Origin of the sequence: Catellatospora paridis, assembly GCF_009720365.1 — a bacterium.
Lineage (GTDB): Bacteria > Actinomycetota > Actinomycetes > Mycobacteriales > Micromonosporaceae > Catellatospora > Catellatospora paridis.
The window spans coordinates 871,300-882,823 of sequence record NZ_ML769312.1 but is presented as its reverse complement, the minus strand read 5'-3'; the positions used below and the strand labels follow the sequence as shown (position 1 = coordinate 882,823).

Annotated in this window: 8 protein-coding genes; 3 read left to right on the top strand and 5 right to left on the bottom strand. The window is 73.1% G+C overall.

Annotated elements, in window-relative coordinates; all coding sequences use genetic code 11:
* The first annotated feature begins 34 nt into the window (after positions 1-34).
* Complete coding sequence (locus F9C41_RS04000) at positions 35-1,030, top strand: DMT family transporter (protein ID WP_155385185.1); 996 nt, start codon at positions 35-37, stop codon at positions 1,028-1,030.
* A 75-nt stretch (positions 1,031-1,105) separates the two neighbouring features.
* Here F9C41_RS04000 and F9C41_RS03995 read toward each other — a convergent pair whose 3' ends face one another.
* The 3 genes from F9C41_RS03995 to F9C41_RS03985 all read right to left on the bottom strand — a co-directional run bounded on the left by F9C41_RS03995 (position 1,106) and on the right by F9C41_RS03985 (position 5,989).
* Complete coding sequence (locus F9C41_RS03995; protein WP_155385184.1) at positions 1,106-1,588, bottom strand: cupredoxin domain-containing protein; 483 nt, start codon at positions 1,586-1,588, stop codon at positions 1,106-1,108.
* On the bottom strand, positions 1,585-4,152 hold the full coding sequence (locus F9C41_RS41070; RefSeq protein ID WP_230689274.1) for a Dyp-type peroxidase: 2,568 nt from the start codon (positions 4,150-4,152) through the stop codon (positions 1,585-1,587). The genes F9C41_RS03995 and F9C41_RS41070 overlap by 4 nt, the downstream gene beginning before the upstream one ends.
* Positions 4,153-4,366: 214 nt before the next feature.
* Positions 4,367-5,989, bottom strand: coding sequence for a GNAT family N-acetyltransferase (locus F9C41_RS03985; protein WP_155385183.1), 1,623 nt, complete (start codon positions 5,987-5,989; stop codon positions 4,367-4,369).
* 167 nt (positions 5,990-6,156) lie between these two features.
* Here F9C41_RS03985 and F9C41_RS03980 point away from each other — a divergent pair, with 167 nt between their 5' ends.
* Positions 6,157-7,632, top strand: coding sequence for a fused MFS/spermidine synthase (locus F9C41_RS03980; protein WP_196279620.1), 1,476 nt, complete (start codon positions 6,157-6,159; stop codon positions 7,630-7,632).
* A 19-nt stretch (positions 7,633-7,651) separates the two neighbouring features.
* On the opposite strand, the gene F9C41_RS03975 is transcribed toward F9C41_RS03980, so the two are convergent.
* Both F9C41_RS03975 and F9C41_RS03970 read right to left on the bottom strand, forming a co-directional pair.
* Positions 7,652-8,578 (bottom strand): cation diffusion facilitator family transporter, encoded by a 927-nt coding sequence (locus F9C41_RS03975; RefSeq protein ID WP_155385182.1) that lies wholly within the window; start codon positions 8,576-8,578, stop codon positions 7,652-7,654.
* A 9-nt stretch (positions 8,579-8,587) separates the two neighbouring features.
* On the bottom strand, positions 8,588-10,105 hold the full coding sequence (locus F9C41_RS03970; RefSeq protein WP_155385181.1) for a DUF4419 domain-containing protein: 1,518 nt from the start codon (positions 10,103-10,105) through the stop codon (positions 8,588-8,590).
* A gap of 147 nt (positions 10,106-10,252) precedes the next feature.
* Here F9C41_RS03970 and F9C41_RS03965 point away from each other — a divergent pair, with 147 nt between their 5' ends.
* Entirely contained in the window at positions 10,253-11,506 is a 1,254-nt protein-coding gene (locus tag F9C41_RS03965; RefSeq protein WP_155385180.1) for a hypothetical protein, read from the top strand.
* Positions 11,507-11,524 lie beyond the last annotated feature (18 nt).

The window sequence follows — 11,524 nt, the reverse complement described above, 5'->3', positions numbered from 1 at the left end:
TCTGGGATACCACTGTCGACCATAACGTCAGGGCGTGAACCGTGACAGCCTCGCCGGAGCGGCTCTGTGCACCTTCGGCATGATCATCCTTGGCGGCTCGTTCAGCCTGAGCCGGCTGCTGCTCGACTACCCGATGCTCACCGGGCAGACCATGCGCTACGCGCTGGCCGCCGCCCTGCTGGCCGCGCTGCTGCGGCTGTTCCCGCGACTGCGGGTCGGTGCCGGGCGACCCGGCCGCCGCGACCTGATGGTGCTGGCCGGGGTCGCGCTGTTCGGCCTGGCGCTGTTCAACACGCTGCTGCTGACCGCCCTGGGACACGCCGACCCGGCTGTGGTCGGCACCGTCGTCGGGGCCGCGCCGCTCGGCCTCGCCCTCACCGGTCCGTTGCTGCGCCGCGAGCGCCCCGCCGCCCGCCTGGTCACTGCCGCGCTGATCGTCGTCGGCGGCACCGCCCTGGTCCACGGCACCGGCGCGGCGGACAGCGTCGGTACCCTCGCCGCCCTGGGCACGCTCGTCTGCGAGGTGATGTTCTCGCTGCTCGCCGCGGAGGTGCTGCCCCGGCTCGGCGCGGTGCGGGTGTCGGCGTGGAGCTGTGCCCTGGCGGTGCCGATGCTGGCTGTCGCGGCCCTGGTCACCGGGGAGGCGGGCCGACTGCGGCCGCCGGATGCGACCGAGCTGCTCACGCTGCTCTACCTGGCCGTGATGATGACCGTGGTCGCGTTCCTGGCCTGGTTCACCGGGCTGGGCAAGCTCGGCGTCGAACGGGCGGGCATGTTCACCGGGGTGGTCCCCGCCGCCACGCTCGTCGCCGCGTCCCTACAGGACCGTGCACTGCCGGACCTCAGCCAGGTGCTCGGCGTGCTGATCGTGGCAGGCGGCCTGGTCCTCGGCGCGACGACCTCGGTCAAACAGGATCGGGCCACCCCACGACGGGGACCGGCCGACTCGAACCGCCCAGCCGACCCACCTGAACCAGCCGAGGCCACCCGCGGCCTGCCACGGCCCGACCTGGCCTCCGCAGGCTCATGACGGCCGGCTGATGGCTTCGGGATCTTGGCGACTTGTGGTCGTCCTGGTTACCACAAGTCGTCAAGATTCAAGGGATCAGCGGATCTGGAGGGTGCCGCGCATGCCGGAGGTGCCGTGGTAGAGGCAGGGCATGGGGTAGGTGCCGGGTTGGGTGATCTCGACGGTGAGGGTGTCGGTGGCCGAGCCGTTGATGTTGCCGGTGCCCGTGGCAGCCGGGATGCGCAGCGCGATGTCGTGCGGAGTCAGGCCGACGTTGCGGAACGTCAGCTCGATCCTGCCCGGCCGCGCCGCCACCACCTGCGGGGTCAGCCGCAGCTCGTCGTCCACCGTGATCTCGATGCGCTGCACGCCGTCGGAACCCTGAACAGCCTGCACCGCGGGCGCTGCGGTGGCGGCGGCGGGCGGCGTGGCCGCGCCCTCGGCATCGGGCCCGCCCTCCAGGCCCCACAGCGCACACCCGGACACGGCGAACGTCGACGCGAGCGCACCGGTCAGCGCCAGCAGTTGGGAGAGCGTCCGCAGCAGCGGCGAAGTCGTCGGGCGGGGCGGGGGCGTCATGCCGGGTCCTCTCCGAAAAGGTCCTGGCCGAGGTGGCCGCCGGGGGTGACGCCGTGTGGCATCGCGAACAGGGCACTGGTCTCGTGCCTGGTGAAGCGATTGAGTGCGTCGGCGGCGGCCAGGCGCTGCTGGACGGGGACGAAACCGCGCCGCGGATCGGCCTGCCAGGCCAGGAAGATCAGCCCGGCCGCGTCGCCTTCGCTGTACGAGTAGCCGCGCCGCAGCATCGCCGCGCCGTTGTTGAACGCGGGTGTGGCCAGGCGGATGTGCGCGTCGGCGGGGATGGCCAGCGTGCCGTCGCCGGCCGTCGTGCCGAAGTTCGCCGGGGTGCGCTCCTCACCGCCGCTCAGCGGCGCGCCGGAGTCCTTGCGCCGCCCGATGACCCGCTCCTGCGCCTCGCGCGGGTGGGCGTCCCAGTCGTCGAGCAGCATCCGGATGCGCCGCACGACCAGCACGGACCCGCCGCGCAGCCAGGCCGGGGCGGCCGGGTCGGTGACGTACACCTTCGCGGTGAAGTCCTCGTCGGTGGGCTGCGGGTTGTTGGTGCCGTCGAGCTGCCCCATCAGGTTGCGGCCGGTGGCGGCCGTGGGCGTGACGCCGGGGCTGTTGTTGAACCCGTCGAGCTGCCAGCGCACCCGGGCCTGCGGGGCGGCGAGGCGGGTCAGCGCGCGGGCGGCGCGGAATGCGACGAGCGCGTCGTCGGCGTTCACCAGCAGGCACAGGTCGCCGTCGCTGCGCGCCGGGTCCAGCTGCTCGCCGGGGAATGCGGGCAGCGGGGTGAGTTCGGCGGGCCGGTCGGAGGCGGGCAGGCCCGCCTTGCCGAACAGGCTCGGCCCGAACCCGACGGTGACCGTCAGTGACGACGGACCCGATCCGGTGACCACGTCGTCGCCACTGTCGCCCAATGGCAGGCCCTGGCTGAGCTGCGCGGCGGCCTGGGTCCAGCGGCGCAGCAGACTCTGCAGCCCGGCCCGGTCGACGCCGTCGGCCAGATCGAATGCGACGATCCGCAACCGGGCCTGCGGGCGGGCCGGGGTGGTGATGCCCGCCTGACGCTCGCCGTGGAACGCGATCCGGGTCGCGCCGACACCCGACAGGGGCTCGGCTGGAGGGCCGCCGGTCGGCGCCGCCGGTTCGCCGGGTGTCCCCGCGGCGATGCCGCCCGCCGCGCCGAGGATCGCCCCGACCCCGCCCGCGGCCAGAGTTCCGGCGAAGCCACGGCGGCCCACGGTGCCTGCTCCGGCCTGCTCCGGCTGCGCCGCATCGTCGGGCGTGGGGGACGCCGCTGCCCGGGCGGCGCGGGCACCCAGCACCACCGGGGGCGCACTGTCGTGTTCGCCCGCGCTGCCGTCGCCGCGGGAGGTGCTGTCCACCGGCATGCCGCCGACCGCCGCACCTTCGGCGGTTTCGTCGGCCGCGCGAGTTTCGGGCGAGCCGGGCGTGGCCGCGCCGAGGTGCGCAGCGACCTGGGGGCCGCTGTCGGCGAAGTCGCCCTCTGCGGTCGAGGTCGGGCTGCCGGTCGTCCGATGGGACGCGGGCTTGAAGCGCCGCCACAGCAGCGGGCCGGCCAGCAGCAGGCCCGCGCCGAGGCCGACGACCACGGCCACGCCCGCGCGGTTCAGGTCGGTGGGCAGCGCCGACGGGGCCGAGGAGCGCCACCACACCGGCGCGTCGTCGAGCGCCATCATCGAGGACAGCAGCCCGCCGACGCCCATCGCCACGAACCCGAGGAAGGTCGCCCGCTTGGCGATCAGCACCGCCGCTACCAGGCCGAACGGCCAGATGAGCAGGCCGGTCATGCCGTCGCCGAGGAACGCGCTGAGGCGTTCGGGCACGTTGCCCGCGGTGACCAGCGCGATGCCGGCAGCGTGCAGCACGTCGGCGGCGATCAGCGCCCCCAGCGCGGCGGCGATCAGGGCGTGCGCCCGGCGGGTGAACACCGCGCCTACGACGAGCAGTGCCGCGGCGGCGGCGAGCAGGTACCAGGGGGTGGGGGAGGGGCCGGGGACCCAGTCGAGGGAGCCGGTCGCGGACAGGACCGTGCCGCCGTAGTCGAGGTCGACGTGCCAGTCCGATACCCGGTGCGCGGCCGTCGGGGCGGCGGCGACGGCGGTGGGCAGGGTGCTGAGCATCCAGTGGATGCGGTGGTCGTGCCAGCGGTGCACGGTCTCGTCGGAGATCTTGCGCCAGCGCGGCGGGGCGGCGGGGTCGGCGTCGGCGGGCACGGTCGTGCTGGCGAACCGGTCGGTGTTGAGGTAGGTGGCGGGCGAGCTGTCGTTGAGCCAGACGCCGTCGGGGCCGATGCGGGCGTACGGCTCGTCGCCGTAGCCGCGTACCACGACCTCGCGGGCGGTGGTGTTGCGCAGTTCGAGGCGGGAGCCGTTCTCGACGACGGCCAGGTTGACGCCGGGCACGGCGGGCGACAGCGCGGACAGCGTGGTGGTGAAGTTGGTCGCGCCGACTCCACCGACCTCGTGCGCCCAGGCCGCGCCCGCCGGCAGCACCGCCGCCGCCAGCCCGGCGACCACGGCAAGCAGCCAGTGCAGCGCACGACGCGTCGCCATCACCGAGATATCCACAATCCTCCCCATCACCGCACCGACGCCGAGCCGGGCCGAGGTCGCAGCGGAGCGACGTCGGCCGAGGCGGCTCGGTCAGCGTTGGTCGGCGGTCGGTGGCGTGCGGTTCCCGGGTGTGCCCGACTTCTCGGCATCGGTCGTGGACGATGCCTGCGCCCGGCAGGTTCCGCAACGCGTGGTGGCAGGTGAGAATGCCTGGTCAGGCGACACGGCCGGTCGCGGCGGTCAGCGCCGCCACCAGGCCGCGCAGGGCCGGCCAGGTCCACCGGCCCATCAGGCTGATCTGCAGCCAGTTGCGGTCGCGCAGGTAGCCGCTCTGGTACGCGAGCAGGTAGCCCGCCTGCTCCAGCTCCGCCCCGACCGCCGCGGCCGGGAGCGCGGCGGGCAGCGCGATCGTGACGATGCCGGGGGCGGCCTCCGCGCGCGAGGCGACCACGCCGAGTCCGAGGCGGCGCAGCCGGGCGTCCAGCCACGTCGCGGCCCGGGCCAGCCGGGTGTACCGGTCCGGCCAGTCGGTGATCGAAAGCGCCTTGTCCAGGGCCGCGACCAGGTTCGAGGACTGGGTGTACGCGATCCCGCCGGCCTCGGCGTAGCAGCCCAGGTCCAGGTAGCGGGGGATCAGGCCGGGCGACGACCGGGGCAGCTCCTGCAGGAACACCATCGACAGCCCGGGGTAACCGCCGAGCGCCTTGCCGCTGGTGCCGGTGGCCAGGTACGCCCCCGACAGGTCCACTGGCACCGTGCCGACCGAGCTGATCGCGTCGACGCACAGCCGCACCCCGGCGGCCGCGCACAGCCGGGTCAGCCGGGGCAGGTCGACCAGCTGCCCGGTGGAGGTCTCGCAGTGCACCGTCCACAGCCAGCCGCCCGTGGGCAGCCCGGCGACGGCCCGTTCGATCGCGGGCCAGGGCAGCGGTGCTCCCCACGGCCCGGCCAGCACCGCATGGTCGAGGCCGGTCCGGGCGGCGTGGTCGGCCAGCCGCTCGCCGAACTCGCCGTACGCCAGCACGACCCCGGGACGGTCGAGCAGCCGCAGCTGGGCGGCGACGGCGTCGTTGGCGACGGTGCCCGAGCCGAGCAGCAGTTGCGCGTGGCGGGCCTGCACGAACGCGGCCAGGCGGCGGTGCAGCGCGTCCACGAGCGCCTGGTGCTCGGGCGAGCGGTGGTAGGCGGGTGGGCGGCCGAACGCGGCGGCGACCTCGGGCGCGACCGACACCGGCCCCGGCAGCAGATTCTCCGGCAGCCCGACCGCCGCGGCCCGCTCGGTCACCACCCGCCCGTTGCCGGACAGGCCGGTCCAGGTCTGCCGGCGGCCGTCCTCGATGGTCAGGTACATCGGCTGGAACTGTGCGCCCGGCTCCCCGGTGAGCGGGCCGAACGGGACGCAGCCCATGCGCCGGTACATCTCCAGCGCGCGCGTGGTGCCCGACAGCACGGCCAGGTCGCAGCCGCGGGCCGCGAAGTGCTCGGCGATCATGGCGAGCAGCCGGGGCAGGATCGTGCCCCGGCGGTAGCGCGGGTCGACGGCCAGCAGCCGCACCTCCACCGGCTTGCGCCCGGCGGGCAGGTGCCGGTCCAGTCCGGACAGCTTGCCGTCCAGTGAGAACGGCCGCGCGGTGCGCCCGCAGACCATCCCGACCACCTCGTCGCCGTCCAGGCAGACGGCATACGTGTTCTCCGCGTGGAACCGGTCCACCAGCAGGCCTTGCGGGTTGGCTGCGTGCTGCGGGATCTCCCCGGCAAACGTGCGGTGGTTGAGCCGATGGATGCCCCGCTCCTCGGTCACAGAATCGGCGATCTTGTATGTCAGGGCGTCCGGCATCCGGGCAGGATACAGCCCGCGGTGCTGGTTTCGGGAGGCTCGGGAGTCCCGGAACCAGCGTCCGCCGCCTCCCCGCCGACGGCGTCACCGGATGTCTCCGAGCTGCCCGTATCATCACGACGGTGACCGACATCGCAACCCCGACCCGCCTGCCGGACCGGCTCGCCATGGTCCTGGTCTTCTTCGCCAGCGGAGTCGTGCTGGTGCTGGAGACCGTGTCGCTGCGCCTGGTCGCGCCCTATCTCGGGCTCAGCCTGCAGGTGACCAGCGCCGTCATCGGCGTGTCGCTGGGCGCGATCGCCTACGGCGCGTGGCTGGGCGGCTGGCACGCCGACCGCCGTGACCCGCGGCGCGTGCTGGCCCCGCTGCTCGGCCTGTCGGCGCTGGCCGTGGCGGGCACCCTGCCGGTGGTCCGCTGGCTCGGCGAGGCGCTGCGCGGCACCTCGGTCGGCGTGGTGCTCGCGCTGACCGCGGTGACCGTGTTCGTGCCGATCATGCTGCTGTCCGCGGTGCCGCCCATGGTGGTCAAGCTCCAGCTCGGCAGCCTGGCGCAGACGGGCCAGGTGGTCGGGCGGCTGTCCAGTGTGGGCACCCTCGGTGCGGTGACGGCCACCCTGGTCACGGGGTTCGTCCTGGTGGCGGCGCTGCCCACCAGCGTGATCATGATCGGGGCAGCGGTGCTGCTCGCGCTGGCCGGGCTCGCGCTGGGGGCATACCTGCACCGCACCCGTGATCGCGCGGGCAAGGCGTCCACCACGCACACCCGGGTGGCCGCGGCTGCGCTGCTGGCAGTCGGCACCGGTCTGTCGGTGCTCGCGCCCGACCCGTGTGACGTCGAGACGGCGTATCACTGCGCACAGGTCACCGCGGACCCGGTGCGGCCGGGCGGCCGGGTGCTGTACCTCAACTCCGCCGAGCACTCCTACGTGGACCTGACCGATCCGACCCGGCTGGAGTACGCGTACACCCAATGGATCGGCGTGGTCGCCGACCTCGCCGCGCCGACCGGCGCCGCGATCGACGCGGTGCACCTCGGCGGCGGCGGCTTCACGGTGCCCCGCTACCTCGCCGCGACCCGGCCCGGCAGCCACAGCACGGTGTTCGAGATCGACGGCGGGCTGGTCGACCTGGCCGAGCGCACGCTCGGTCTGCGCCCCGGCCCCGACCTGCTGGCCGTGGTCGGCGACGCCCGGATGCTGCTCGGCGACCTGCCCGACGCATCCGCCGACCTGGTCGTCGGCGACGCGTTCGGCGACCTGTCGGTGCCGTGGCACCTCACCACTCGCGAGATGATGGCGCAGGTCCGCCGGGTGACCGGCGCGGACGGCGTGTTCGTGCAGAACGTCATCGACGGCCCACCGACCCGCTTCGTCCGGGCCGAGATGGCCACGGTCGCGGCGGTCTTCCCGCACGTGGCGCTGATCGCGCCGCGCGGCGCGCTCGACGGCCGCGAGGGGGCCAACTTCCTCGTCGTCGCGTCGGCCCGGCCGCTGCCGCTGCAGGCGATCGCCGCCCGGCTGGCGATGCTGCAGGAGCCCGTTCCGATGATCTCCGGCGCCGAGCTGGCCGCGTTCACCGGCGACGCGGCCGTGCTCACCGACGACTACGCGCCGGTCGACCAGATGATGGTCCGCCTGTCCTGACGCGGCGCGGCACCGCGGCTCAGGCGTGGGTCTCGTGCTCGTGGCCGAGATGGCCGGGTGGTTCGAGCTGGAACGTGGAGTGCTCGACGTCGAAGTGCCCGCTGATGCACAGCTGGAGCGCGTCGAGCAGCTGCGGCGCGTGGCCGTCCTGGAAGCACCCGGCCTCGACCACGACGTGCGCGGTCAGCACCGGCAGGCCCGAGGTGACCGTGTAGACGTGCAGGTCGTGCACGCCGACCACGTGGTCCAGGCCGGTGATGTGGGCGCGGATCTCGTTCACGTCGATGCCCGCGGGCACGGCCTGCAGCAGCACGTCGGCGGCCGCGCGCAGCAGTTTCAGCGCCCGCGGCACGATGACCAGCCCGATGAGGATGGACACGAGCGCGTCGGCCTGGGTGTAGCCGGTCCACGCGATGACCGCGGCGGCGACCAGGACCCCGACCGACGTCGCGGTGTCCGTGGCGACCTCCAGGAACGCGCCGCGCATGTTGAGGCTGGCGTCGCGGACCCGGTACAGGATCGCGATGCCGATGGCGTTGCCGACCAGGCCGAGCGCGGCGAACAGGGCCATCCCGCCGGGGTGCACCTCGGCGGGCACGAACAGCCGGCGTACGCCCTCGATGAGCACGTAGACGCCCATGCCCGCGAGGACCAGGCCGTTGATCGCGGCGGCGAGCACCTCCGCGCGGGCCCAGCCCCAGGTGCGCCGCTCGGTCGGGGGCCGGGCGGCCAGCACGGCCGCGCCCAGCGCCAGCGCGACGCCACCCGCGTCGGCCAGCACGTGACCCGCGTCGGCCAGCAGCGCGAGGCTGCCGGTGACCACCGCGCCGACCACCTCGACCACGAAGATGACCAGGGAGATGGCCAGCACCGCGGCGAGCGCCCGGCGGTGCCGCCCGGTCGCCGTGACGCCGTGGGAGTGGCTGTGGCCGTGTCCCGAGCCCATGGTCACACGCTAGTCGCCGCCGCGGGCGAACCCGCTGAGCCGGCCGACTTCCAGGTGCGAGATGTCGCCGCCGTTGTCCAGCGCAGCCTCCAACAGGATGGCCAGCGAGCTGCCGTACACGGGGACATCGGCGGGGTCGTCGAGCAGGGCGCGGGCCGGGGCCGCCAGGCCGTCGCCGTCCGGCGGCGCGGTTACCCGGCAGCACACCCACGCCACGGCGGCGCTCTGCCCGAGGTCGAGCGCCGCCGCGATGCAACGGCCGTCGGCCAGGTCGATCATTCTCAGCAGATATACGTCGCCGTCTCCCACCCGGGCAATCTCGTTTACGTTCAGCCGCCACCAGGTGTCGACCGCGGGTAGCAGCCGCCACGCGCCGCCGAACAGGGACGCGGAGCCGATGCGGCTGTACAGCGCGAGGATCTCGGGGTCGGTGGTCTCCCTGTTGATCTCTGCTGGCGGGGTCGTTTCGTGATCGCGGACCATGCGGTCGATCACGTCGTCGATCTTGATGGTCGCCGGAGTGAGGTACCAACCGGCGACCGGGCTCAGCGCGCCGTCGGCGTCCTGGGCGACACCGACCAGCCCCGCGTGCAGGGCGACCGCGCGGTTGTCGCCGGTGACCCGGTCGTTGACCCGGATGGTCACGTGCGACATCGCAGCCGGCACGATGCGGCTGGTGATGCCGGGGCCGTCGTAACCGCCTCCGGGGCGGCCGCGCGGCTCGTCGATGGGCAGGTCCAACATCGGGTTCGGCGCGTGGCCCGCCAGGTACGGGTAGAAGCGGGTGGCCCAGCCGGTGATGACGTCGCCGCCGTACGCGTAGACGGGGTTGTAGACGGCCTGCCAGAACGCCGTGTCGACGTCGCCGGACGCGGCGCCCACGAACTGGTCGAGGATCGGTCGCAGCGAGCGGCACCAGTTCTCCAACCCGTATCCGGCGATCACGTCGACCCGATCGCGGATCAACTGCCAGTCCTCGACGGTGCCGGTCAAGGTGATCGACGGGATGCCGCAGACGCAGGTCAGCCAATAGACGAAGCGCGGGGAGTACGCGTCGAGCAGTACGACCCGCCCGGCGGTGCGTTCGACCTCCGTACTGGTGGAGAAGTCGCACGCGAACAGGGCCGCGTCGGCGATCTCGCCGTCGAGCAGCTTGCTCCACTGCTCGACGAGATGCTGCCAGGAGTCCGCGTCGGCCGGTATCGGCCCGTCATGAACTACGTTGGCGATCTTGCGCCCGGGGTGGCGGACCAGTTGCGGGCGCAGTTCGTCGGCGTGTAGCCGCATGTGCTGGGCGATGCCTGCGGCGATGGTCAGCCAGACCGCGTCGGGGGACAGCACCAGCGGACGGTGGTCGATGAATGCATGGGCGATCGCGCTGAGCAGCGGGTGCACTCCGTCGGGCGCCAGCACCGGCCGGGCGGGGTCGCCGCCGAACGCTAGCGCATCCGGGAACAGCCCGCCCACCGGCGCGGTGGGCAGCGGCTCAGCGGCGGGCGTGACGTCGTCGACAGGAAACGTGATCACGCGGGGACTGTAGCTCCACGCTGCAGCGCGTGCGGGCCGCCGTTGTCGTTACGCAGGCTGGATCCCAGCTCCTGTTTGACTGATCCGTCCCGGAAAATGGACAGAGCCGAGGCCTTCGTTTCCGAGAGGTGTTCGTAGACTCGGCCGGTGTCTGACGACAAGGGCGATCGGTTCGGGCGCATCGCCGCCAAGCTCGCGGCGGCGCGCGCCACGCCGGAACTGAGCAGAGCCTTCGGGGTCGCGGCGCACAAACTCGTGCTCAGGCCGCCGTTGCCCGAGGCTGCGGTGGCGGACTTCGAGGACCGCCACGAGGTGACGCTGCCGTCGGCGTACCGGTCGTTCATCACCGAACTGGGCGATGGCGGCGCCGGGCCCGGCACCGGGCTTAACCGCCTCGCAGACATGTGCGGGACCACCTGCACCCGCCCGGGACACCTGGCGCAAGCCAGCCCGTACCTGCCCGGGCCCCGTTACGTCGATGACTGGGAACAGCGCCACGAGGACCCTCCGGGCCCCGACCGCGACTTCCTACGCGGCACCCTGAAAGTCACCGGGCACGGATGCTCCCTCGTCACCCGTCTGGTCGTGACGGGGCCGGCGCGGGGACGCCTGATCAACCTCGACTGCGATGGACCGGTCGGCCCGTACGTCGTCGAGGACGCCGACTTCCTGGCCTGGTACGAGCGGTGGCTCGATGAAGTCGTCGCCGGTTACGACACGGGCTGGTTCGGCGAGCGGCTGCCGCTGGAAGAGCCTGATCTGCTCGCCGTGCTCGCCGATGACCTGTCACCCGAACGGCGTCGTCGCGCCGGTCGGTCCCTGCTGGACCTGCCGGCGGTCAGCGAAGTCGCCTTGACGGCAATCGGGCAGGCCGTGGCCATGGATCCCGACCCGACGACACGGGCCGCCTTGCTGTACGAGCTGACCTGGCAGCGACACGACCTTCGTCACCGGCCGGACTCAGCAGAGGCGGCCGCAGACGAGGTCGCGAAGTATGCCCGCTCGTGCGACCCGCCAGGACTCGCCGCGCTGGCCGAGCTGCGCAAACTCACCTTCGACGACATCCGTCCGGAACTGGCCAGTGACGACCTCGAACGGGCCCGCAACGCGGCGTACGTCCTCGGCAGTGACTTCGCCTGGTCCGGCGATGAGAAGGCGGCGAAGAAGTTGCTGGACCAGGCCGCCAGGCGACTTCTCGGCGACCCTGACCCTCTCCTTCGTTTCCATGGCGTGGTGATAGTCAGCAGATTCGGCCTCGCCCATCTGCACCCCGTACTGCGCGAGATTCGGCAGAGCGAGAGCGATCCCTGGGTCTTGTACTACATCAATGGCTGCGTGGCTGAGAAAACACGCTCAACCGGGTATACCCCGGACCCCTGGGATGCCGAATCCCCACGCTGATCGTCGCATCGATGGCGC